The 23148-nt window shown below is 69.6% G+C and carries 24 protein-coding genes and 2 pseudogenes; 9 read left to right on the top strand and 17 right to left on the bottom strand.

Annotated elements, in window-relative coordinates; translation table 11 throughout:
* Positions 1 to 308: 308 nt before the first annotated feature.
* From AB0E94_RS09215 to AB0E94_RS09205, 3 genes and pseudogenes are all read left to right on the top strand, one after another.
* Entirely contained in the window at positions 309 to 668 is a 360-nt protein-coding gene (locus AB0E94_RS09215; protein ID WP_360324264.1) for a YraN family protein, read from the top strand.
* Positions 668 to 2203 carry a YifB family Mg chelatase-like AAA ATPase gene (locus AB0E94_RS09210; protein ID WP_360324262.1) on the top strand — a complete coding sequence of 512 codons (1536 nt, stop codon included), beginning with the start codon at positions 668 to 670 and terminating at the stop codon, positions 2201 to 2203. Before AB0E94_RS09215 ends, AB0E94_RS09210 begins: the two co-directional genes overlap by 1 nt.
* 467 nt (positions 2204 to 2670) lie before the next feature.
* Positions 2671 to 3393: pseudogene (locus tag AB0E94_RS09205) on the top strand (DNA-processing protein DprA); the annotation flags it as partial.
* Between the two features lie 135 nt (positions 3394 to 3528).
* Here AB0E94_RS09205 and AB0E94_RS09200 read toward each other — a convergent pair.
* Both AB0E94_RS09200 and AB0E94_RS09195 read right to left on the bottom strand, forming a co-directional pair.
* Positions 3529 to 5919, bottom strand: coding sequence for a site-specific integrase (locus AB0E94_RS09200; RefSeq protein WP_360324260.1), 2391 nt, complete (start codon positions 5917 to 5919; stop codon positions 3529 to 3531).
* Positions 5916 to 7166: a site-specific integrase gene (locus AB0E94_RS09195; RefSeq protein ID WP_360324258.1), complete on the bottom strand. Its 1251-nt coding sequence runs from the start codon at positions 7164 to 7166 to the stop codon at positions 5916 to 5918. Before AB0E94_RS09195 ends, AB0E94_RS09200 begins: the two co-directional genes overlap by 4 nt.
* A gap of 126 nt (positions 7167 to 7292) precedes the next feature.
* Between AB0E94_RS09195 and AB0E94_RS09190 the strand changes: the two are divergent.
* Positions 7293 to 7790: pseudogene (locus tag AB0E94_RS09190) on the top strand (DNA-processing protein DprA); the annotation flags it as partial.
* Positions 7791 to 7885: 95 nt separating this feature from the next.
* Here AB0E94_RS09190 and AB0E94_RS09185 read toward each other — a convergent pair.
* Entirely contained in the window at positions 7886 to 8071 is a 186-nt protein-coding gene (locus tag AB0E94_RS09185; RefSeq protein ID WP_109591457.1) for a DNA-binding protein, read from the bottom strand.
* A gap of 644 nt (positions 8072 to 8715) precedes the next feature.
* Here AB0E94_RS09185 and AB0E94_RS09180 point away from each other — a divergent pair.
* The gene (locus AB0E94_RS09180; RefSeq protein ID WP_360324256.1) at positions 8716 to 8841 is read left to right on the top strand and encodes a hypothetical protein; all 126 of its coding nucleotides are present in this window, start codon (positions 8716 to 8718) and stop codon (positions 8839 to 8841) included.
* 537 nt (positions 8842 to 9378) lie between these two features.
* On the opposite strand, the gene AB0E94_RS09175 is transcribed toward AB0E94_RS09180, so the two are convergent.
* Positions 9379 to 9840 (bottom strand): pyridoxamine 5'-phosphate oxidase family protein, encoded by a 462-nt coding sequence (locus AB0E94_RS09175; RefSeq protein ID WP_360324254.1) that lies wholly within the window; start codon positions 9838 to 9840, stop codon positions 9379 to 9381.
* 73 nt (positions 9841 to 9913) lie between these two features.
* Here AB0E94_RS09175 and AB0E94_RS09170 point away from each other — a divergent pair, with 73 nt between their 5' ends.
* The gene (locus AB0E94_RS09170) at positions 9914 to 11032 is read left to right on the top strand and encodes a tyrosine recombinase XerC (protein WP_360324252.1); all 1119 of its coding nucleotides are present in this window, start codon (positions 9914 to 9916) and stop codon (positions 11030 to 11032) included.
* Positions 11033 to 11050: 18 nt separating this feature from the next.
* Positions 11051 to 12244 carry an aminotransferase class V-fold PLP-dependent enzyme gene (locus AB0E94_RS09165; protein WP_360324250.1) on the top strand — a complete coding sequence of 398 codons (1194 nt, stop codon included), beginning with the start codon at positions 11051 to 11053 and terminating at the stop codon, positions 12242 to 12244.
* A gap of 26 nt (positions 12245 to 12270) precedes the next feature.
* On the opposite strand, the gene AB0E94_RS09160 is transcribed toward AB0E94_RS09165, so the two are convergent.
* The 13 genes from AB0E94_RS09160 to proS form a co-directional block, all read right to left on the bottom strand.
* A complete protein-coding gene (locus AB0E94_RS09160; RefSeq protein WP_360324248.1) occupies positions 12271 to 12735 on the bottom strand; it encodes a M23 family metallopeptidase in 465 nt (154 codons plus the stop codon).
* A 72-nt stretch (positions 12736 to 12807) separates the two neighbouring features.
* Positions 12808 to 13131 carry a DUF2469 domain-containing protein gene (locus tag AB0E94_RS09155; protein WP_067505225.1) on the bottom strand — a complete coding sequence of 108 codons (324 nt, stop codon included), beginning with the start codon at positions 13129 to 13131 and terminating at the stop codon, positions 12808 to 12810.
* The gene (locus AB0E94_RS09150; protein WP_360324245.1) at positions 13128 to 13961 is read right to left on the bottom strand and encodes a ribonuclease HII; all 834 of its coding nucleotides are present in this window, start codon (positions 13959 to 13961) and stop codon (positions 13128 to 13130) included. The genes AB0E94_RS09155 and AB0E94_RS09150 overlap by 4 nt, the downstream gene beginning before the upstream one ends.
* A gap of 156 nt (positions 13962 to 14117) precedes the next feature.
* Positions 14118 to 14591, bottom strand: a complete 474-nt coding sequence (locus tag AB0E94_RS09145) for an NUDIX domain-containing protein (protein ID WP_360324243.1) — start codon at positions 14589 to 14591, stop codon at positions 14118 to 14120.
* A 24-nt stretch (positions 14592 to 14615) separates the two neighbouring features.
* Positions 14616 to 15275 (bottom strand): signal peptidase I, encoded by a 660-nt coding sequence (lepB, locus tag AB0E94_RS09140; RefSeq protein ID WP_360324241.1) that lies wholly within the window; start codon positions 15273 to 15275, stop codon positions 14616 to 14618.
* Positions 15272 to 16162, bottom strand: a complete 891-nt coding sequence (gene lepB, locus AB0E94_RS09135) for a signal peptidase I (protein WP_360324239.1) — start codon at positions 16160 to 16162, stop codon at positions 15272 to 15274. The genes lepB (AB0E94_RS09140) and lepB (AB0E94_RS09135) overlap by 4 nt, the downstream gene beginning before the upstream one ends.
* 165 nt (positions 16163 to 16327) lie before the next feature.
* Positions 16328 to 16684, bottom strand: a complete 357-nt coding sequence (gene rplS / locus AB0E94_RS09130) for a 50S ribosomal protein L19 (RefSeq protein WP_317790532.1) — start codon at positions 16682 to 16684, stop codon at positions 16328 to 16330.
* Between the two features lie 119 nt (positions 16685 to 16803).
* Positions 16804 to 17568, bottom strand: coding sequence for a tRNA (guanosine(37)-N1)-methyltransferase TrmD (trmD, locus tag AB0E94_RS09125; protein WP_360324236.1), 765 nt, complete (start codon positions 17566 to 17568; stop codon positions 16804 to 16806).
* A 10-nt stretch (positions 17569 to 17578) separates the two neighbouring features.
* A complete protein-coding gene (gene rimM / locus AB0E94_RS09120; RefSeq protein ID WP_360324552.1) occupies positions 17579 to 18145 on the bottom strand; it encodes a ribosome maturation factor RimM in 567 nt (188 codons plus the stop codon).
* A gap of 6 nt (positions 18146 to 18151) precedes the next feature.
* On the bottom strand, positions 18152 to 18409 hold the full coding sequence (locus AB0E94_RS09115) for an RNA-binding protein (protein WP_023561857.1): 258 nt from the start codon (positions 18407 to 18409) through the stop codon (positions 18152 to 18154).
* Positions 18387 to 18848: a 30S ribosomal protein S16 gene (gene rpsP, locus AB0E94_RS09110; RefSeq protein WP_360324234.1), complete on the bottom strand. Its 462-nt coding sequence runs from the start codon at positions 18846 to 18848 to the stop codon at positions 18387 to 18389. Before rpsP ends, AB0E94_RS09115 begins: the two co-directional genes overlap by 23 nt.
* Positions 18849 to 18981: 133 nt before the next feature.
* Positions 18982 to 19662 (bottom strand): DUF402 domain-containing protein, encoded by a 681-nt coding sequence (locus AB0E94_RS09105; protein WP_360324232.1) that lies wholly within the window; start codon positions 19660 to 19662, stop codon positions 18982 to 18984.
* 2 nt (positions 19663 to 19664) lie between these two features.
* A complete protein-coding gene (gene proS / locus AB0E94_RS09100) occupies positions 19665 to 21071 on the bottom strand; it encodes a proline--tRNA ligase (RefSeq protein ID WP_360324230.1) in 1407 nt (468 codons plus the stop codon).
* A gap of 83 nt (positions 21072 to 21154) precedes the next feature.
* On the opposite strand from proS, the gene AB0E94_RS09095 reads away from it, so the two are divergent.
* The gene (locus AB0E94_RS09095) at positions 21155 to 21655 is read left to right on the top strand and encodes a sigma-70 family RNA polymerase sigma factor (RefSeq protein WP_360324228.1); all 501 of its coding nucleotides are present in this window, start codon (positions 21155 to 21157) and stop codon (positions 21653 to 21655) included.
* Complete coding sequence (locus AB0E94_RS09090) at positions 21645 to 23144, top strand: PQQ-binding-like beta-propeller repeat protein (RefSeq protein ID WP_360324226.1); 1500 nt, start codon at positions 21645 to 21647, stop codon at positions 23142 to 23144. The genes AB0E94_RS09095 and AB0E94_RS09090 overlap by 11 nt, the downstream gene beginning before the upstream one ends.
* Positions 23145 to 23148: the final 4 nt, after the last annotated feature.

Raw genomic sequence — 23148 nt, 5'->3', positions numbered from 1 at the left:
TTGTCACGCTCACCGGCGGTGAGCGTCCTGGCGCCCGGTCGGTGGCCGCAGTAGGCCCGACAGCATCGGGACCAGGGAGGGCCGCCGCCTGCGGCCGGCGCTGATGATCAGCACTCGGAACCGTAGGAGGGCGCGCGAGGTCGACCGCGCAGGCGGTCGCCGTGGACAAGCATACGCCAAGCCTCTTCTCCCGCCGGTCCGGCCTCGGACCTAGCACACCCGCCCCGGCCCGGCCCCCGCCGTCCACATCACCGGCCGATCCACAGTCCGACGCGCACCGGGCCGGAAAGCCTGTGAGCGTGCCGGTCATGACGACTCAGCGACGGGCGGTCGGCGCCTACGGCGAGCGGCTGGCCGCCCGGCACCTCCAGGAGATCGGTCTCACACTGCTGCGGCGCAACTGGCGCTGCTCCGAGGGCGAGATAGATCTCATCCTGCGCGACGGCGCCGACCTGGTCTTCTGCGAGGTCAAGACCCGGCGCACGGCGGCCTTCGGCACGCCGGCGGCAGCTGTCGATCACCGCAAAGTGCGCCGGTTACGGCATCTGGCCGCCAGATTCCTGACCGACGAGGGAGTACGGGCGGAGCGGCTCCGTTTCGACGTCGTGGAGGTCCTGCCGCAACGCCGGGGCGCCACCCGGATAGTCCACATCCGGGACGCGTTCTGATGGGCTACGCACGGGTCCTCTGCGCCGGGCTGATCGGAGTCGCCGGCCACCTCGTCGAGGTCGAGGCGGACCTCTCCAACGGGCTGCCCGTCCTCCTGCTCACCGGTCTGCCGGACACCGCTCTCAACGAGGCCCGCGACCGGGTGCGCGCGGCGCTCGTCAACTCCGGGTGCGAGTGGCCGAACCGGCGGATCACGGTCAACCTGCTGCCGGCCGCTCTGCCGAAACACGGCAGCGGGTTCGACCTGGCCGTCGCCAGCGCGGTGCTCGCCGGGGCCGGTCAGCTCCCGGCGGAACGGCTCGACGGGGTCGCGCTCATCGGCGAGCTCGGGCTCGACGGGACGGTCCGGCCGGTGCGGGGCGTGCTGCCGATGGTCGCCGCGGCCGCGCAGGCCGGGATCAGCCGGGTGATCGTGCCGGTGGCCAACGCGTGCGAGGCGACAGTCGTGCCGGGTGTCACGGTCCGGGCCGTCGACACGCTGCGCCGGCTGGTCGCGTTCGCCCAGGGCGCCGGGACTCTGCTGGATCCGCCGGCCGTACCGCCGTCGCCTCCGCCGCCCGGGCCGGACCTGGCCGATCTCGCCGGGCAGGAGGTCGGGCGGTACGCCCTGGAGATCGCCGCCGCCGGCGGTCACCATCTCGCGCTCTTCGGTCCGCCCGGCGCCGGCAAGACGATGCTCGCCGAGCGGCTTCCGTCCATCCTTCCGGAGCTCGACGACGAGGCCGCTCTCGAGGTCACCGCCCTCCAGTCGATCGCCGGGGTGCTGCCCGCCGACGGGCGGCTGGTCCGGCGGCCGCCCTTCCAGGCCCCGCATCACAGCTCTTCGCTGGCTTCCCTGGTCGGCGGCGGATCCGGGCTGATCCGGCCGGGGGCGCTCTCCCTCGCCCACCGCGGGGTGCTCTTCCTGGACGAGGTGCCGGAGATGAGCCGGGCCACGTTGCAGGCACTGCGGCAGCCGCTGGAGAGCGGGCGGGTCGTGCTGTCCCGGGCCCGCGGCACCACCGAGTATCCGGCTCGCGCCCAGCTGGTCGTCGCCGCGAACCCGTGCCCGTGCGCCTCACCGGCCGGGGACCAGGCCTGCCACTGTCCGCCCACGGTTCGGCGGCGTTACCTCGGGCGGCTGTCCGGGCCGCTGCTCGACCGCATCGACATGCGGGTCAACCTTCTTCCGGTACGGGCGGCGCAGCTGATGGAGGACTCGGCGCCGGCCGAGCCGTCCGCGGACGTCGCTCGCCGGGTGGCCCAGGCGCGGGAGTCGGCGGCCGGGCGGTGGGCGGCCGATGGGTGGCGGGTCAACGCCGACGTGCCCGGGCCGGTGCTGCGCCGCTCGCCGTGGCGGCTGCCGGGCCGCGACACCGTGGTCCTGCACAGCGCGCTGGATCGGGGCGCCCTGTCGGCCCGTGGTTACGACAGATGTCTGCGGCTGGCCTGGACGGTGGCCGACCTGGACGGACGGTCGCGGCCCTCGGAGGGCGACGTCTGTGAGGCCTACCAGCTGCGGATGGGAGAGGCCGGTGGCCGTGTCCCGAAGTGACTGCCTGCTGGTCTACCCCTTTCCGCCGCTTCTGCGCCCTTCCGCACCTGCGGTACGCCTTCTCGCCGGCGCGCTCCTTCGCCTGTTGTCCGTTCTCCCCCTCGCCCTTTCTTCCCTCGCCCTTTCTTCCCTCGTCCTCCCCTCGCTTTGTCCTGGCCTCGCCCTTCCCCTCCCCTCGCCCCCGTCGTCCCCTTCGCCTTGTACTCCCCACCCTGTCCTCCCTCGCCCTGTCCTCCCCTTCGCCTTGTCCTCCCTCTCCCTTGATCGGAGCGTCGCGTGAGCATCCCGGCATTCGGTTCCTGTTCTCTTGATCGTCTTCCTTCTATGCGACCTTCCTCTCCGCCGTCTTCTCGGCGGCCTCCCTCCCGGCCGTCCGGTCCTCGGCGGCCTCCCTTTCCGCGGCCTCCCTCTCCTCCGCCGTCCCTTTTTCGTCTTTTCTCCCTTGCGCGGAGAGTCGCGTGAGCGTCGTGCCGTCCGGTTCAAGTGGGACTCCCCCGGACGGCGGACCGGAGGATCGGGCGGCCCGTGTCGCGCTCACCTGGCTGGCCGAACCCGGAAACCGGGCCGTCTGGACGCTGGTCGAGCAGGCCGGAGCACCGGCCACCCTGGATCGGCTGCTCAGCGGGGACATCCCGGACAAACGGCTCCGGGCCGCCGTCACCGCCCGCACGGCCGCCGGTGACGCCCGGCGGATGGCGGAGATCGCGATCCGCCGGGCCGACCGGCTCGGCGCTCGTCTCGTGGTGCCCTCCGACGAGGAGTGGCCGCGGCGGATCATCGACCTGGCAGCCCTGGAACTGGACGCCGCCGGCCGGATCAACCACGACACCCGGCCGCCGCTCGGGTTCTGGGTGCGTGGAGCGTGGGCGCTCGGCGAGACGCTGGAACGGTCGGTCGCGATCGTCGGGGCACGAGCCGCGACCAGCTACGGCATCCACGTCACAGGTGAACTGGCGTCGGCGATCACCCAGAACGGCTGGACCGTGCTGTCCGGCGGAGCCTTCGGGATCGACGCGGCCGCTCATCGTGGGGCACTGGCCGCCGGTGGCCGTACCGTGGCGGTCCTCGCCTGCGGGATCGACCGGCCCTACCCGGCCGGGAACACCGCGTTGTTCGACCGGATCGCCGACTCCGGCCTGCTGGTCAGCGAATGGCCGATCGGCGCCGAACCGCTACGGCACCGGTTTCTTTTCTGAACCACGAAGATCATCTATGGGCTTGATTTGCAGTTACGGAGAGTCATTGCCTGCGGGGTTGGCTCCGAGGTGCGTAACCGCTCAGCCGGGCGCCCGGATGTGCCTGCGCCCGGCTGAGCGAGGGGCGGCTCACCGGTCGCGGATCACCGGGATGCCGAGGTCCACCGTCGTGACGGTGGCTGTCCGTCGGTCGAGGTTCGCCAGCTTGGCGCGGGCCGCCTCCAGCGACACTTGCAGGCCCTGGACCTCGCCCAGCCATCCGTTGGCATGCGCCTCGTCCAGGCGCTCCTGCAGGTTGGCGGCGATCTCCTCGAGACGGGGCCGCTGCGTGGGGTCGACCCGCAGCATGGGACACCGGATGCAGGCGTGCTCGTGGTTGCAGGGGGTGCCGTATGGCCTCCCGCAGGTGCCGAGTTCGAGCTTGCGAAGCAGGAAGTGCTCCTGGAACTCCTCCCACTCGGCGTCGGTGGGCTCGCGGTACTCGGCCGAAGGGCGGATGGCCCGCCGCTCGGCGAGGAATGCGCGATAGGCCTGGACGACGTCGTCCTCGAAGACCGCCAGGTAGGCCTGCGTGGTGCTGAGATTTTCGTGACCGAGGAGGCGCGCGGCGATGTGGACGGGCAGGCCGCCGGAGACCGCCTCGGTGGCGAAGATGCGCCGGAAGTCGTGCGGGGTGTAGTGCAGCGGCTTGCCGGCGGCGTCGGTGAGGCCGGCGAGCTTGAGGATGTCGGCGAGATGGTTCTGGACCAACTTCTGGCTGATCACCTCACGGCGCCAGCCGATGACGTGCTGGAACAGGTGCGGCAGCATCGGGCCGGTCGTGCGCTCGTGCGGGTCGTAGCGGGCGACCGGCGGGATGCGGCCGGTCTCGGGGTCGCGGATCCGCTTGATGATCGTGGCGAGAACACTGGCGAGCTCCGGGCTGACCAGCAGTAGACGCTCGCTGTTGGACTTCGAGGGGACGATCTGCAGCAGCGGCACGATCTCGCCCGTGTCGCGCAGTTTGTAGGAGGTCAGCGCCAGATGGGTGATCTCCAACAGTTCTTCGAGGCGGACGCCGGTGTGCCGCAGCGTCTCGAGGATGGCCCAGCCCCAGAAGGCGGCGTTCTCGATGATCGTGAGGTTGAGCAGGTCGCCAGTCTCGAGGTGGACGGCCCAGATGTGTTCTGGGCCGCGCTGCCGGTGGCTGCGGTGTGTGGAGGTCTTGGGTGCGCTGCGCTCATAGCTGACACCGTCATGCGTGAATGTCTCGCCGAGCGCGGTGGCCCGCGCCGCAGAGAGGATCGCCTGGTGGCGGGCGCGGTTGCGTTCGGCGGCATGGACCAGCAGGGGCATCTGGGGGAGGCGTTCCCGGACGCGCTGGTGCATCTCTGCGGTGGCCTTTTTGCGGGCCTTGCCCTGCCCGTCGGTGTCGGCCTTGCGTACGGGGCTGGGTGCGGCGAACGGCGCCCAGGTTGGGTCCTCCAGTGCCCATTCCTGGATGTCGAGGTAGAACGCCCGGACGCGAACCAGGAGCCCAAGCCGGTCGCGGCGTTCGCGCCCGGGGTAGCGAGGATCGGTGACGAACTTGGTGCGCTCCTTCCAGGCCAGAGCGATGTCAGAGGGCAAGTTGATCGAGTCGGCCTCTGGATGATGCTTTTCGATGTCATGCCAGAAGCTTCCGACCAGGTGCCCGACCAGCCCCCGGAAGGAGCCGTAGTCCATCGCCGGCCGCCGTTCTTCGCAGTAGCGAACCAGCAGGTCACGGACCGGCTTGCATCGCAAGCCGAACGCATCGATCAGCTCCGCGGTGGGCCGCTGCCCGACACGGATAGCAGCACGCAGCGTCCGGTCTTCATCGATGATCCCGACACCACGAGCCAACTCCCAGGCGGCATGCAAGCCCGCCAACTGACGGCCGATGGCGCGAACACTCCATGCCCGGGCCACGAAGAAGTCTTCGGGCTCGAGCTGTTCGAGGTCCTTGCCGGTGTGCAGGACGATCTTGCTCAGCGCGACAAGTGGCTGGTTCTCCTGTCGACCGATCATGCCGAGCCGCGTCGCTTCGGCCGCTGCCTGCGCGAACAGTTCCGGGTTGACGGTCTGACGCAACTGGTCGAACAGCGCGTAGGCCTTGTAGCGGTGCAGGAAGGCGTAGCTCGGCCGCAGGACTCGCACCAGTAACAGGCCTCGCATAGCGCAGATCAAGAACTCGTCGGAAACCGCATCAGCGGGATCGCTGGCCTCGGCGACTCGCTCGCGCCAAGACCGGTCATGAACGTCCGCGGCGACCCACCGCGCCTGCCATCCGTCTCCAGGGAAGGTCTGCAGCCACTCCAGGATCTGGCGAGCACCTCGCAGCCAGGCGAGGCGCTCGCGGCCGTTGTCCGGCCACGACGGCAACTTCGGCAGCGCGTTGAGCACCACATCGATGCTGCGCCGGTCCAACTGGCTCAGGGGGTGTTCTCGGGGGACCAGGTTATCGGCAACCGACATCTGCCGCCAGCGCGGTGGCGCCTTGGCCAGAGCAGTGAGCGTCATTGCAGTCCTCCTGCCCCGAACAGCACCGACATGTCACCGGGGTCGTAGGCCGGCCCGACGACCGGCTGCGGCGGTTCGGCCGCCCGGCGTTCCAGCTCGGCGTGGTGTTGCTGCACCCGCTTGATCACCTCGTCCTGGTCGTCTTCCAGATAGATCTGAGTAGTGGTCAGGTGAGCGTGTCCGAGCAGGGTCTGGACGTCGCGCAGCGACAGCTTCTCGTCGCGGGCCATCCGCAGGGCGCAGGTGTGCCGCAGGTCGTGCATCGACCAGTTCGCGCCGAGTAACTTGTTCGCACGAAGCAGGACGGCTCTCAGCGCGTCATACTCCAGCGGGACACGCTGCATCCGGCCATCGACCCGTTGGCGCCGCAGCGTCCACCACAGCGGCTGCTCCGGCCGCAGCCGTCGCAGTTCGGCCAGGTAGAGGCGCAGCCAGACGAAGGCCTCCGGGCTCGCCGGCAGCCACTGCTCAGCGCCGGAGCCCTTGCGCACCACGCGAATGAGCTGGTCCCCCCAGTCGACATCGCAGACTCGCACGCCGAGCAGCTCGTTGGCGCGGGCCGCGGTGCTGACCGCCAGCGTCAGAATGGCTCGGTCACGATGCGAGTCCATCGCCTTGAACAGGTCAAGCCAGGCGTCGTCGGGCATGGCCCGGGGCTTGCGCTTCGGAACCTTGGGGTTGTAACGCAGCCGCCCCTCCGGCCGGAACGGCTCGAGAGGATTGTGGTGAGCGTTCGGCCTGCTCCCGCGCCGGTCACGAGGGACCGGATTGCGCAGGGGACCTCGCCCTTCCTCGATCCAATACTCGTAGAAGGTGCGCAGCACCGCGTTGGAGTGCCGGACGGTTCGAGGCTTGTACTGGTCGCTCTGGTACTCCTTGCGAGTGACCGGGTTGACTGTTCCGGCCGTGGCTGCTGAGGCCTTGCGACGCTTCGCGACGGGCTTGTCAGTGTGCTGCAGCCACAACACGAGGTCCTTGGTCTCGGTCGAGGTAGCCCGGTCCCACGGCACGTCGACCGCCCGCAGGAACCGCCACCACCTCAGCAACGTGTAGGCATAACTGCGCACCGAGCCGGGACGGTTGCCGCGGGCGACGAAGTCGCGCAGGAAGCGGTGAATCGGCTCGACAGGCTCCCCGGAGTCGTCGTACACGGTGAACGGCACCGGCACCACGGCCGGCCCGACCCGGCCCCACTCGGGCATCTTGATGGCCGTGATGTCCCGTTCCGGGCGGTCCAGTAGATCCACGCGGTTGCCTCCCCAGGCCAAAGATCGGTATCTCTGGGTAAGCAACTTCGGGATCACGTCGATGGATACGCTGCGTATACCGAAAGAGTGGGGCAGACCTACAGCGGGGTAGTCCGGTCAACACATCTCATCCGGAACCGGGTGATCGCGGCCGCCACCGCGGGCACGGTCGTCGTCGAGGCGGCCGCACGCAGCGGCGCCGCCCAGACGATGAGCCGGGTGCTCGCGCTCAACCGGCCGGCCATGGTCGTTCCCGGACCGGTGACATCGGCGATGTCGGTCGGATGCCACGAGATCCTGCGAAACAATCCGTACGCACGGGTGGTCACCAACGCCACCGAGGTGCTCGAGGAGGTCGGCCCGATCGGCGAATACCTCGCCGGCACACCCCGCGGACCGGAACGCCGCCACGATCACCTCGACGAGGAGACCGCCCTCGTGCTGGAGGCGCTTCCACCGCACGGCTCGGCCACCCCGGAGGAGCTTGCGGCCGAGGCACGGCTGAACCTGCGCACGGTGCTACGCCGGCTGTCTCTTCTCGAGATCGCGGGGCTTGTCGTGCGTACCGGTGATGGTGTCGCCCTGGCGCCCGCGCCGGGACGGAACCGGCGCGACACCGGCTGATCAGCCAGCCGGCGACGCGCCACAGGCATGGTGGTGACCGGCCCGCCGCCATGCGGCTCCGGGCCGGTCCAGGGTCACCGCGGTGACCTGACGAATCAGTCCTCGGACTCGTCCAGGTCCCGGCGGTGCACCTTCATCCATGCTTCGACGTCCTCCACCAGCCATACCTTGCCCTGCGCAAGGTCGGCGACCGGCTTCGGAAAGTCGGCACGGCTGGTGATCTGGTACGCCCGCTGTCGGCTCACTCCGCCCAGACGGATGCGGATCTCGTGCGCGCCCATGAGGCGGATCGGCTTCACTCCCACATGATCGACCGTAGGCGCGGGACTATTAGTCTCTGACCAAGTTGGTAGGAGACAGCTAGTCCGTGGTCAAGTAAGGTGGTCCTATGCCTAGCAGTCCCCGGCCTAGTGATCGGGTACCCCATCATCCCAACCATCGCCGCGACTGGCGCACCCTGTGGCGCCGCTGTATTTGCGGACTTCAGGCCCCCTGCATCGACCGGTTTCCGCCACCGCCGCCACCGCCCTATCCGCGGTGGGCGCTACCCGTCTCTGACCAGCGGGCACATGGCGGCGGCCGGATTTACCGGTCCCGGTCGGCCCCGTCCGGCGCAACTGCCCCACCCACCACGGAGGGTCCCACCCGCCCGGCGAGCCCGGACGCGCATGTGGGCCGCGCCGGCCGCTTGACCCCAGCTCAGGAGCACCGCGTGAGCCAGGGCGCCCGTCGCCGGACGCGCCGCCACTGAACACCCCGCACCCCATCAGCCGACCACTATCGGGGGAATTCCATGACCACTGCACAAGAATCCGAACACCTGCACGACCGGCCGCATTGGCGATGCCGCGTGTGTGGCCATCCCTGGCCCTGCCCCGAGGCAAAGGCCTGCCTCCTGAAGGAGTACCAGGCGTTTCCCTCACTCTTGAAGATCTACCTGTCGGCCCAGATGTACGAGGCCCTGGACGACTTGACCGCCGCCGACAAGACGCCGCCCTCAAATCTCTACGAACGCTTCCTGGCCTGGACTAGATCCCGGCCACCCACCTGACCCAACCCCGAACCCACCCGGCCAATTGTCAGGCCACTCACCTCATCCGGCCGCTCAACCACCCGAGCCACTCACCTGAACCGGCCACTCACCTGAACCGGCCGCTCATCTGGCCCGGCCCGGCGATTCCGAATTTCTCGGTCCTTCCGGCTAGTCGCGTGATCCTCCCGCGCCCGGACCGCCGAACCGAATCCCACCGAACCGGCCCTGGTCACCAAGGCAGCTTCACGCTCGCCCCCTACACGCCGACACAGCCCATTCCTGGTGGTCGACAGCAGTGATCTGCGTGGTGACTCTCGGCTCGAATCGGGCCACAGATGCCCACGCAGACCGCAGGCCCCAACAGCGCGGTGACATTCGGCCCGATCCGAGCCACAGATGCCCACGCAGACTGCAGGGCCCAGCAGTGCGGTGACATACGGCCCGATCCGAGCCACAGATACCCACGCGGGCTGGTTGGCTCGACGGCCTCGGCCGGGCAGGAGCCGCCGCAGAGTAGGGCGTCCTGTCCGGCGGGAGCTGTGGCGGGTGGGTGGGTCAGGCTCGGGTGCGGCGGGTGTGGCCTCTGTCCTTGTGCCAGGACTCGATCACCAAGTGGTCTGCTGGGGTGCCGACGTAGGTCAGGGCCACCTCGTCGATGTCCAGGCGGAAGAAGGTGGCATCCACGTGTGGGGTGTCCGGTGGGGGTGGGATCACCACGGCCCGGCCGGCGAGTTTGGCGTCTCCCGGGCCCGCCGATGGGTTGTCGGACGGTGGCTCCAGCGTGGGGCTGTGCATCGCGATGCGTGGGTCTCGGCGCAGGTCTCGCAGCTTCACCGAATCCGGCATCGAACCGAACGTCAAGTCGCCGTCGGTGAACTGGGCCTCGGACGCGGAGATCCGGGGTGAGCCGTCACGGCGCAGTGTGGCGATGGTCTTGTTGGTGCCCGCCTCGAAGAGAGCCCGCACACGGGCCGCGAACTCCGGGGCGTCCTTCTCGATTTCCTCCCAGCGTGCCATGACACCGACGCTAGACCCCGGGTACGACAGAAATGCTTGACTGACGACTCTGCTGGATGGACGGTCTGAGGCGATGCGGATACGGGAACTGCACGAGCGACTGCCGATGGCCCTGCGTGCGGCAGTGGACGACTTCGGCCGGCACCTCGCCGTGGTGGAGGGGCGTTCGGAGCACACCGTCCGGGCGTACGTCGGGGATGTGGTCTCGCTTCTTGATCATGCGGCGGCCGAAGGGCGGGGCTCGGTCGCTGATCTGGACATCACGGTTCTCCGTGGATGGCTCGCGGCCCGGATGGGGACGGGTGCGGCCCGATCGTCGCAGGCCCGGCGGGCAGCGGCGGCGCGGGCCTTCACCGGCTGGGCCCACCGCACCGGGCTTTCGCCTGATGATCCGGGCGCCCAACTGGCCAGCCCGCGTGCCCATCGGGGCCTGCCCACGGTTCTGCGGGCCGATCAGGCAGCCGACCTGATGACACCGGCTCGCCGGCCCACCGAGTCCGCGCAAACCGACAAACCGACCCCGGAGCCCGGTGAGGGGAGACCGGAGGTCCCGGCCGGTGCAGCCGAAGCCGTGCCCGACACCCCGGAGGCCAGGGCCGATACAGCGGAGGCCGGACCCCGAATCGGCAAGTGGGGGCGGGAAGCCCCGAACGGCGAGGCGGCGAACGGGAAGGCGGCTGACGGAGACGGGCTGGAGATCCGGGATCGGGCGGTTCTCGAACTGCTCTATGCGACCGGGATCCGGGTCGGGGAGCTCTGTTCGCTGGATCGGGCCGATGTCGATCACGCCCGGCAGGTGGTGCGGGTGTTCGGGAAGGGGTCCAAGGAACGGGCCGTCCCCTTCGGGCATCCGGCACGCCGCGCCCTCGACGCCTGGCTGCGCCTCGGCCGGCCCGGGCTGGTCAACCGGTCCAGCCGGGACGCGCTCTTCCTCGGTGTGAAGGGCGGCCGCCTGCAACCGACCGTGGTGCGGCGCATCGTCGCGGACGCCGCCCGGGCCGCCGGACTGCCGCACACCAGCCCGCACGATCTGCGGCACTCGGCGGCCACGCATCTGCTGGACGGCGGCGCCGATCTGCGGGCGGTACAGGAGCTCCTGGGGCACAGTTCGCTGGCGAGCACCCAGATCTACACACATGTGTCGACCGAGCGGCTGCGTGCGGCCTTCAATCAGGCGCATCCACGGGCCTGACATCGTACGATCCACAGCATGAGCGCCCCGGCCGGAGCACCACCGCAACCGATTCCCGGGGCTCGGCTCCTGTTCTCGCTCGATCCGGCGGTGTCCTATCTGAACCACGGCTCGTTCGGCGCGCTGCCGATCAGCGTGCAACGTGCCCAGCACCGGCTGCGCGACGAGATGGAGTCCAATCCGCTGCGCTTCTACGCCGTCGGCCTGGAGGACCGGATCGTCCACAGCCGACGTCACCTGGCGGCGTTCCTGGGAGCGGATCCGAACGGCAGCGCGCTGATCCAGAACACGACGGCCGCGGTGTCGATGATCCTCCAGTCGGTACGGCTCGGCCCGGCCGACGAGGTGCTGCTGACCGATCATTCATACGGCTCGGTCACCATGGCCGTCCGCAGCCGCTGCCGCCGGGCGGGCGCCAGCGCACGGACCGTGGCGGTGCCGCTCGGGCTGCCGGCCGGGGAGGTGGTGGCCCGGATCCGGGCGGCGCTGCGACCCGGCCGCACCAGGTTGCTGGTCGTCGACCAGTTGGCGTCGGCGACGGCGGCTCTCTTTCCGGTACGCGAGATCGTCGCCGCCGCCCGTGAGCATGACATCCCGGTGCTGGTGGACGCCGCACACGTGCCGGGCATGCTGCCTGTCGACGTGTCCGCGATCGGCGCCGACTTCTGGGTGGGGAACCTGCACAAGTGGGGCTGGGCGCCACGGGGCACGGCTCTGCTCAATGTGGCGCCGGCCTGGCGTCGCCGCATCGAGCCACTGGTCGTGTCGTGGGCCCATGACGAGGGTTATCCGAACGCTGTCGAGTTTCAGGGCACCATCGACTACACGCCGTGGCTGGCCGCGCCGGCCGGGGTCTTCACCCTGCGGACACTCGGGCCGGAGGTCGTCCGGCAGCACAACGAGGCGCTCGTCACGTACGGCCAGAGGGTTGTCGGTGAGGCCCTCGGCCTCGCGCCCGCCGAACTGCCGCACCCCGGCGGGCCCGGGGTGGCGATGCGGGTGGTGCCGCTGCCGGCCGGTCTGGCGACGACTGCGCCGGAGGCTCAGGCGCTGCGGCAGCACATCGCCGACAAGCTGGCCACCGAGGTCGCGGTGAACGCGTGGGGCGGCCGTGGCCTGCTGCGGCTGAGCGGCCAGATCTACAACCGCCCGGAGGAGTACGACGTGTTCGCCGATCGCCTTCCCGGCTTCCTCGCCGAATATCAGCGCTGAGCAGGAGGCGGCCGCGCGAAGCGGCCTCACCGGGGGCCGAGCGGCAGCAGGCGGACCCGGCCGAGACCGAGCAGCATCAGCGGGTCGAGATAGACGTCACCGCGGCGAAGGCCCCAGTGCAGGCAGGCCGCCTGCGGGCACCCGGGATGTCCGGCCTCGATCGACCCGATCGCATCCCCCGCGGCGACCACGTCACCGGTCCGGACGGTCGCGATCACCGGCTCGTACGTGGTACGCAGCCCACCCACATGAAGGATGCTGACGACACCCCGCCCGGCCACCACTCCCGCGTAGACGACAGCGCCACCACCGGCGGCCCGCACCGGCGCGCCCGCGACCGCGCCCAGGTCGACGCCACGATGACCGGCCTGCCACGGCTCAGGCGGCGGATCGAACCGCCGGAGCACGGCCGGCGGCAGCACCGGCCACTGGTACGACGGCGCCGCCCAGAACGTGGGCAGCAGAAACAGGACGGCTGTGAGAACAGGCATGCCGCCGAGACTGCCGGGCCGGAACCCGGGCCGCGACCGCCCCTGTGGACAGCCGCCGACTGTGGATGAGCGTCAGCCGCCGAACCCTGGCTCGTCCGGCAACGAGATGTCCGGCTTCTCCAGCTCCTCGACGTTGACGTCCTTGAACGTCATCACCCGCACGTTCTTCACGAAACGGGCCGGGCGATACATGTCCCACACCCAGGCGTCGTGCATCTCGACCTCGAAATACACCTCGCCGTCAGAGTTGCGCACGTGCAGGTCGACCTGGTTGGCCAGGTAGAACCGGCGCTCGGTCTCCACCACGTAGGAGAACTGGCGGACGATGTCGCGGTACTCCCGGTAGAGCTGCAGCTCCATCTCGGTCTCGTACTTCTCGAGATCCTCTGCGCTCATCGTGTCTCGCCCTCCATGGCACTATCTTCCCCCACCGACGGCGACGGCTGAGGCTGCTCGCTCGACGCCACGCCGACGGTACCCTCAGCAGCCTCCGGAATCAGCAGCGGCTGGGTAACGGATACGTCGAACAGCGCGGCTGGCGGCTCGGCCGGGCGGCGCGCCCGTGGGGGCCGGTTGCCGCGGCCGGATGCCGCGGCGACGTTCACATACGAGAAGCGGTGCTCGGAGCACGGCCCGTGGGTGGTCAGCGCGGTGCTGTGCTCCTCGGTGATGTAGCCCTTGTGCACCGCGAAACCGTAGTCCGGGAACTTCTCGTCGAGCTCGACCATCAGACGGTCCCGGGTGACCTTGGCCAGGACACTGGCGGCGGCCACGCAGGCGGCGACCCGGTCGCCCTTCCAGACGGCGAGGCCCGGAACGCCGAGGCCGTCGACCGGGAAGCCGTCGGTCAGCACATACTCCGGGCGGACGTCGAGGGAGGCCAGCGCCCGGCGCATCGCGGCGAGGTTGCACACGTGCAGGCCACGGGCGTCGACCTCGGTCGGCGGGATAATCATCACGGACCAGGCGAGGGCCTTGGCGACGACCTGCTCGTACACCCGCTCCCGGGCGGCCGGGGTCAGCAGTTTCGAGTCGGCCAGGCCGGGGATCTCACCGCGCTTGCCCTCGGGCAGGATCGCGGCGGCGGCCACGAGCGGGCCCGCGCAGGCGCCACGGCCGGCCTCGTCGGCGCCGGCCACATGCCGGAAGCCACGACGCTGAAGCGCCTGCTCCAGGGCATACAGCCCGGCCTCACGGCGAACGACGGTGCGCGGCGGCGCGAGCATCAGAAATCCCCGGTCACGGCAGCGACGGCACGCACGAGGGCCGGCACCGAAAAGCCGGCAAAGGTGTGCGCCTGGTCCGGCTTCAAAGATCCGGCAGCGGTACGCACGAGGGCCGGCACCGGAACGGCGATGACGGAACGTGTCGGGGCCGGCATCTCAGGTGTCCTCGGTGACGGCGTCGACGGTGAGGCCGCGCAGCAGGTCGGCCAGGTCGGCCGGGTAGATCTCCTCCTGGCTCGCCTCGATCTCGGCGGCCGACCACCAGCGGTGCTCGGTGATGGTGCGGCGCTCCTCCTCATCCATCCCGGCGGTGTCGACCTGCCAGTCGGGCACCCTCAGCAGGTAGAAGTCCTGCGCCTGCCGATACTGCCGGCCGTCGTAGGAGAACTCGGTCACCTCGTGCCGGACCGGCTCGCCCAGCTGGTCGGGCGCAGCCCGCAGCCCGGTCTCCTCGAACAGCTCACGGGAGGCGGCGGCGACAGTCGTCTCGCCCGAATCCAGGCCGCCGCCTGGCGTGAACCACCAGCGCAGCCCGGGCCGCGCCGGGTCGCCGCCGTGCAGGAGCAGGACGCGCCCGGCCAGGTCGACCAGGAGGACCCGGCCGGCGCGGCGGTTTATCACCTCGGTCACGCGACCAAGCCTATTGCGCGAGTGTTACTTGCCCGCGTCGGGGATGGCGTCGAACTCGTCCGGGACGGAGAGCCAGGTGGCCCGGCCGACCGGCCAGAAGATCGTGAAGGCCCGGCCGACGACCGAGTCGATCGGCACCGTCGCCTCGTTGATCTTGCCGGCGTCGTCGGTGGCGCTGCTGTCGTTGTAGTGCTGGAGCGAGTCACCCGACGCCTCCCGGTGGTCGCCCATCACCCAGAGACGCCCGGTCGGCACGGTGATGCTGAATTCGCGGCTGGCGACCTGGTTACGGGTGCCGTCGGACTCGACATACACATACGGCTCGTCGAGCGACGTGCCGTTGATCTTCAGGCGGCGCTGGGGGTCGCAGCACTCGACCTTGTCGCCCGGCTGGCCGATGACCCGCTTGATGAAATCCTCGCCCTCGGTGCCGGACTGCCACACCGACGGGGCCTTGAAGACGATGATCTCGCCCCGGCGCGGCTCACGGAAGTCATAGACGAGCTTGTTGACCAGCACCCGGTCCCACAGTTCGAGGGTGTGCTGCATCGACGGCGACGGGATGTAGAACGTCTGCAGCACGAAGGCGCGCACCAGGACAGCGACGAGGATCGCCACGCCCAACAGGATGGGAAGCTCACGCCAGAAGGAGCCCTGGCGCTTTTCGGTCTGCTCGTCAATCACGCTCGGAGCCTACGTCGTCTGGTCCATAACGACATGCCGGAACGCGCGGATAAAACCACACCGAACAGAAGGGGGAGCACGTTTGTGGCGACAACCGGCCGCTCCTCCCGCACCGGGATCGGATGCGCCGCGGCCGCCGACGGGTACTGCTCGGCGAACTGCCGCCAGACGTCCGGCACGTCGAGGCTGGTGAACCGCTCACTGGGCCAGACGACCACGAAGGCCCGGCCGATCACGTTCTCGATGGGCACCGGCCCCTGGCAACGGGCGTCCTGGGAGACCGAGCGATGGTCACCCATCACGAACATCTGCCCCTCGGGAACCGTCACCTCGTTGAACCGCCGGCTGGTGCACTGGCCCGCGATCGGCGGCTGGCTCAGATCGGAGTTGAAACCCTCGGCGATGTACGCCTCGTCGATGCCCACCCCGTTGACGGTGATCCGCCCGCCGGAGTCACAGCAGGCGACCTTGTCACCCGGAAGCCCGATCACCCGTTTGATGAAGTCACGCTCACCGGGGCGGCTGACCCCGACCAGGTCGCCGACGGTCCGGCCTAGCTTGGCGAGGAAGGTGTTGCTGACCTCCTCGGTCACCTCGGGCGCCCAGTCGTCGGTCCCGCGGAACACCACGACCTCGCCGCGCAGCGGGTCACGCATGTCGTAGACGACCTTGTTGACCAGCACCCGGTCCTTGATCAACAGGGTGTTCTCCATCGACCCCGAGGGGATGTAGAACGCCTGGACCAGGAAGGTCCGGATCAGCACCGCCAGACAGAACGCCACGACCAGTAGCAACGGAAGTTCCTGCCAGAGAGGCATCTCCTTCCGTACCACGCCGCGCCGGCGTCGTGCCGGCCGATAGCCTTCCATCGGATCCACGCTTCGCATCTCCCGCCGCCTACCGGCCGAACCGCCCCCGGATACAGCACTACCGCCCGAGTTTCCCGGCTAGGGAAGGTTACGGGCGGTAGGACTGGAATGGTTCACCTACAGCGCGTCCGGCACGGGCGCAAGCTTAATCCGCCGCGACCCGTCCCGGAAACACCGCGGAGATCAGACGGTCTGCTTCTCCCGCAGCTCCTTGATCTTCGCCTTCTTACCGCGCAGCTCACGCAGGTAGTAGAGCTTGGCGCGACGGACGTCACCACGGGTGATGACCTCGATCCGGTCGATCGCCGGGCTGTTGAACGGGTAGGTCCGCTCGACACCGACGCCGAAGCTGATCTTGCGGATCTTGAAGGTCTCCCGCAGGCCGGAGCCGTGGCGGGCGATCACGACGCCCTGGAAGACCTGGACACGGGACCGGTTACCTTCGACGACCCGGGCGTGCACCTTGAGCGTGTCACCGGCACGGAAGTCCGGAATGTCGGTGCGCCGCGACTGGGCGTCAAGAGCGTCCAGCGTGTTCATCGCTGCATCCTCGTACTAGAGCGCACCGGAAGTCGGCACGCGAATGGGCATTCTGATCCCCCACCACTCCAAGGGATCCTCGTGCTCAGCTCACGGTGTGGGTGAGCACGGCAACCTCATTACTTTGCCACACCCGGACCCGGGAGCTGTAATCCGGCCTCGGCGATGGCCTTCCGGTCCTTCTTATCGAGGGACTCCGGCGGATACGCGGCGTACATGTCGGGGCGGCGGTCGGCGGTGCGCAGCAGGCTCTGCTCACGCCGCCAGCGGGCGATCCGGCCGTGGTCACCGGAACGCAGCACGTCCGGCACCTCACGATCGCGCCACGACTGCGGCTTGGTGTAGACCGGCGCCTCCAGCAGGCCCGCCGCGTGCGACTCCTCGGTCAGCGAATCGGCGTTGCCGAGCACACCGGGCAGCAACCGGGTGATCGCCTCCATGATCACGATGACCGCGACCTCGCCGCCGAAGAGCACGTAGTCGCCGAGCGACACCTCGTACACCGGCATCCGGTCCGCCGCGTCGTCGATCACCCGCTGGTCGATGCCCTCATAACGGCCACAGGCGAAGACCAGGTGGTCCAGCCCGGCGAGCCGGTGGGCGTCGGCCTGAGTGAAGGGTTTCCCGACCGGCGACGGTACGACCAGAGCCGCCCCCGGCGACGCGACGGCGTCCAGTGCCTCACCCCAGGGTTCGGGGCGCATCACCATGCCAGGACCGCCGCCGTACGGGCTGTCGTCCACCGTCCGGTGCACGTCGTAGGTCCACTTACGCAGATCGTGCACGGTGAGGTCGAGGGTCCCGGTGGTCCGCGCCTTCCCGATCAGTGACAGATCGAGAGGCGCGAAGTAATCCGGGAAGATCGAGACGATGTCGACCTTCACAGGAGAGCCTTCACAGATCCAGGAGGCCTTCCGGGAGATCGACGACGATCCGGCCACCGCGCACGTCCACGGTCGGGACGATCGCCGTGACGAACGGGATCAGAGCCGTCCCGCCGCCCTTCTTGGCGAGCACGATCAGATCCGAGGAGGGCGCGTGCTCGATCCGCTGCACGGTGCCGTGCTCGGTGCCGTCCGCGGACTCCACGCGCAACCCGACCAGCTGGTGGTCGTGGAACTCCTCCGGATCCTCCGGCGGCGCCACATCGGCGCTGTCCACCTGGAGGAAGACGCCTTTCAGCGCCTCGGCCACGTTGCGGTCGTGGATGCCCTCGAAGACGGCGATGCCGCGGCCCTGATGCCAGCGGATCGACTCGAGGACCAGCTCTTTGGGAACTTCGAAACGAGCACCGGACGCGGGAACGGCCGCCGGGCCGGCGCTCACCCGGCGGTCCCTGGGGACCTCCGTGATGAACACCGACCCGGCGGTGAAGCGTTCCTCGGGCTCGTCGGTCCGCACGACCACCGAGACCTCGCCCCGGATGCCGTGCGGTTTACCGATCTGGCCGACGACGAGCAGCATCGATCAGTACGCGTCGACGATGTCGACCCGGATGCCACGACCGCCGATCGAGCCGATCACCTGACGCAGGGCCTTGGCCGTACGCCCGCCGCGCCCGATGACCGTTCCCAGGTCCTCCGGGTGCACACGAACCTCGAGCCGCTTGCCACGACGCGAGTCGACCAGACGAACCCGGACGTCGTCCGGGTTGTCGACGATGCCCTTGACGAGGTGCTCCAGCGCGGGCCGGAGCGCCCCGTCAGTTCGCGTCGGCGCCGGCACCGGCCGGGTCCTCAGCCGTCTCGGCGACAGGCTCGGCGGCGGCCTCGGCGGGCTTCGACGCCTTCTTCGGGGTGGTGGCCGGCTTGGTGTCGGTCAGACCCGCGGCAGCCTTGGCCTCGGCCTCGTAGACCTCGGACTTGCTCTGCTTGCTCGGCGCGACCAGCAGCGGAGCCGGGGCGGGCAGACCCTTGAACTTCTGCCAGTCGCCGGTCTTCTCCAGGATGCGCTGCACCGGCTCGGACGGCTGGGCGCCGACGGACAGCCAGTACTGAACGCGCTCGGACTTCACCTCGATGACCGAGGGGTGTTCCTTCGGCTGGTAGATGCCGATGTACTCGATGGCGCGACCGTCACGCTTGGTGCGCGAGTCGGCGACGACGATGCGGTACTGCGGGTTGCGGATCTTGCCCATCCGCAGGAGCCGGATCTTAACGGCCACGGTTTATTCGCTCCTGATGACTGCGTGGTTGAGCCGAACGGAACCCACGTGGGGATTGCGGGACCGATGTCTCATGGACTGGCATCGCGATCAGGGGTTAGAGGGCGCCTGTCGCATGCCGGATACCAACAACTCATTCTGCCAGACGAGCAGGCGACTCTCCCAACCGGGCCACCACCGGCCGGTCCCAGCCCGGCGGCAGCTCGGCCGGGGTGGGCCAGGACGGATCGGGACGGAAATCGGTCCACGTGCCGTCGAAGGGGAACTCCCCCGCCTCGATGCGCGCGATCACCCGCCGGCCCTCGGCCCAGACCGCCGCCTCGTCCGGCACCCAGTACAGCTCCGGGAAGGCCAGCCGCTCGGCGAAGTCGTCCTCGTCCTTCCACTGCCACACCCGGTCCGGGCCGGCGACGATGTCCAGGTCCTGGTCGATCACGTCGATCCCGGCGACCGGGCCGTCGTCCCAGCGGGCCGCGGTCTCCTCCAGGTTCACGTAATACCTGGTGAAAGTGCCCTCGTCGTCTCGGAAGAACCACACCGAGTGATTGACCCCGGGTGGGAAGAACCGCAGCACACCAGGGCCACGCCACTGCGTGATCCGGCACTCCCGCGGGGCCGCCATCCAGTCCGGGAACGCCAGCTCCCTGGGGAAACGGCCGTCGAGAGTCGTCTCGACGGCGATCGTCGAGCCGCGGGCCACCCAGATGAGCAGCCCGCGGTCGTCGTCGGAGATCACCCGGCCCGGATGCACGAAGGCGATCCGGCCGTGATGGGTGTCGCGATGGAGGATCAGCCGACCCGGTTCGAAGCGCACGCTCAGTACGAACGACCCAGGTAGGCGATCAGGTCCGGCTCCTCGTCCGACTCCGGCATCGAACCGTCCTCACGGGTGAGGCAGCGAACCGTGATCGCCTTGCCGTTCGCCTCCTTCTCACCCGCCTCGCCGACCGCCGACCACGGCACCCGGGCGAACCCGGTCTGCGACGCCTCGATCGCCTCGGCCAGCGTCTTCACCTCGACCGTGCGCTCCTCACGGAACGCCAGAGCGTCGTCGTAGAGGCGCTGCTGGTCGGCCTTGAGCGCGGCCACCACCGCGTTCGCCACCTCGGCCAGCGCGATCGGCGACTTGGTGCCGTCGATCCGGCGGGCCACCACGGCGTTGCCGTTCGCCAGGTCACGCGGGCCGACCTCGATCCGGATCGGGATGCCCTGCAGCTCCGCGTCCACCGCGCGACGGCCGAAGGGGATGTCCGCGCGGTCGTCGAGCTTCACCCGTACACCCGCGGCTTTGAGGTCTTTGACCAGCTGTGCCGCCGCCTCGGCGACGCCCTCGCCCGCCTTGACCACCATGACCTGGACCTGGACCGGCGCGAGGCGCGGCGGAAGCCGCAGGCCGTTGTCGTCGCCGTGCACCATGATCAGGCCGCCGAGCATCCGGGTCGACGTGCCCCACGACGTGGTCCAGGCGTGCTCGACGGTCCGCTCGGCCGACGAGTAGGTGATGTCGAACGCCTTCGCGAAGTTCTGCCCGAGCTCGTGCGAGGTGCCCATCTGGAGCGCCTTGCCGTCGCCCATCATGGCCTCGACGGTCATCGTGTTGGTGGCGCCGGCGAACCGCTCGCCCTTGGTCTTGCGGCCCGGGATGACCGGGATGGCCAGCATCTCCGTCATGAACGCCTCATAGACGTTCTTGTGGATGTCACGCGCGTGCTCGCGGGCGTCGGCCTCGGTGGCGTGCGCGGTGTGGCCCTCCTGCCAGAGGAACTCGGTGGTGCGCAGGAAGGTGCGCGGGCGCAGCTCCCACCGGACCACGTTGGCCCACTGGTTGAGCAGGAGAGGCAGATCACGGTACGAGTCGACCCACTTGGCCATGAACTCGCCGATCACGGTCTCGCTGGTGGGGCGCACGACCAGCGGCTCGGCCAGCTCCTTGCCACCGGCGTGGGTGACCACGGCCAGCTCCGGCGAGAAGCCCTCGACGTGGTCGGCCTCGCGGCGCAGATAGTTCTCCGGGATGAAGAGCGGGAAATACGCGTTCTGAACGCCCTGCTCCTTGATGCGGGCGTCCATGTCGCCCTGCATCCGCTCCCAGATCGCGTAACCGACCGGCCGGATCACCATCGTGCCGCGCACCGGGCCGTTGTCGGCGAGCTGCGCCTTGGCGATGAGGTCCTGGTACCAGCGGGGGAAGTCCTCCGCACGGGGAGTGAGCACGCGAGCCATGAGGAAACATCGTAGTCGCGTCCCCACTGCAACCAGGCGGGTGGGCATCCCGTGTCCCTCATCGGAGAAAGACGGGGTGACGGATGGACTTCGATGACTTCTACCGGGACACCGCCCGGCGGCTGGCCCGGTACGCCTACGGGCTCACCGGCGACCCGGTGGAGGCGCAGGACCTGGTCCAGGAGGCGTATGCGCGCGCCTGGCAACGATGGCGGCGCCTGTCCGGGTACGACGACCCGGAAGCCTGGCTGCGGCTGGTGGTGAACCGGCTGTCCGCGGACCGGTGGCGGCGGCTCGGCATCCGCCGGGCACGGGCCGCCGCCGAGCCGCCGCCACCCACCGTCAGCCCGCCGTCCGAAGATCTGGTGCTGCTGGTCCGGGCGATGCGCGACCTGCCGGAGAAGGTACGGCGGGCGCTCGCCCTGCACTACCTGCTGGACCGGTCGATCGCCGACATCGCCACCGAGACCGGCGCCACCCCGAACACCGTCAAGTCCTGGCTGTTCCGCGGGCGCACCCTGCTCGCGGCGGCCCTCGAGGACACCGCCACCCGGCCGAAGGAAGGAGCCCGCCGTGCCCGCTGACCTGGACGAACTGTTCACCGCGCTGAGCCGGCAGGCCGACGCGATCCCACTCGCCGGTGTCGAGCAGGCCCGGCAGCGTGGGCGGCAGCGCCGTACCCGGGGCCGGGCCGTCCTGGCCGCCGCCGCGGTGGTGCTGGTCATCGCGGGGACCGGGCTGGCCGTCAACCGGCCACACCCGGAACCCGAACCGCTGCTGCCGGCCACCAACCCGGCCCGGCTCCGCGGGATGGCGCCGGTCGGGGAGCCGCTGCGGATCGCCGACGGCCGGATCTGGAACAACACCCGGATCGCCGGGGACCGGGTGATCGGTTTCTCCGCCGACGGCAACGGCGGGCACGAGACCGTCGCCCTCGACGCTCGGACCGGGGCGGTTCTCTGGCGGATCACCGGCACGGACAGCTACTACCGGGGTGTCGCCACCACACCCGAGGCGGTGATGCTGCTGCGGGAACTGCCGGAGGACCCCGAAGGGGACATCAAGGCCCCGGCCGGCCGGATCCTCGAAATCCACGACCCGGCCACCGGGGCGAAGAAGTGGGAGCTGCCGCACGCCAGCTTCGACCAGTTCGTCCTGCATGTCGACGTGCTGGTCCGGCTGGTCGAGGAGACCACCGCAATCGAGGGCTACGACCTGGTCAGCGGCCGGAAACTGTGGACCGTGCCGGCGGGCGTCGTTCCGCCCGCCGGCGATGCGGTCATCGCTCCGCCGCCGCGGCTGATCAGCGGCATGCGGGTCGAGGCCGACGGCGGTAGCGGCGCCGACGGGCACACCTTCGCCCTCGCCGCGCCGGACGTGGCCGATGCCGTTCCGTTCACCGACGACCGGCTGGTCGACATGAACCGGGCGGGGCGGATCACGATCCGCGACATCCGGACCGGCAAGGTGCAATCGACAGCCCAGGGGCACCCGAACGCCGAACAACTGACCGCTTACGAGGGGACGATCTACACCGAGACACGGGTCGGCAACGCGTTCGCCATCACCGCACCGGCGACCGTCATCTACCAGAGCCGGGAACCGTGGAGCTACGACAGGTACTTTCCCTGCGGTCCCGGCCGTGTCTGCGTCCCGGAGAGCCGGGCGATCACAGAGGAGCGGCAGGAGGCCCGGATCCTCATGATCGACGCGAAGACCGGAACCGTGCTCCGGACTACCGGGGCGGTGCCGCGGTACGGCGACAACTCGGTCCGGCTCGGGCACATCCTGACCAGCGGCACCGGCGAGAAGGCGACCACTCTCTACGACGAGAACGGCCAGGCCCGCTACTCCGATTTCGGGGTCGGCGGGTTCGTCGACGACGGCAACGCGCTGAGCATGACCCAGAACGCCGGGGACCGGAGCTACAAGGTCCGCGGCGTCTCCAACATCGACTTCCAGAAGGTCGAACTCGGCGAGATCCCGGAGATCTCCGGGCGCTGCGACTGGGACGAGAAGATCCTCACCTGCCCCACCGGCCAAGAGCTGTGGATCTGGCGCTTCAACCGTTGATCAT

The sequence above is a fragment of the Actinoplanes sp. NPDC026670 genome, from assembly GCF_040638175.1.
GTDB lineage: Bacteria > Actinomycetota > Actinomycetes > Mycobacteriales > Micromonosporaceae > Actinoplanes.
Note: the sequence above shows the minus strand (reverse complement) of the source record. Positions and strands in the feature narration are given on the sequence as shown.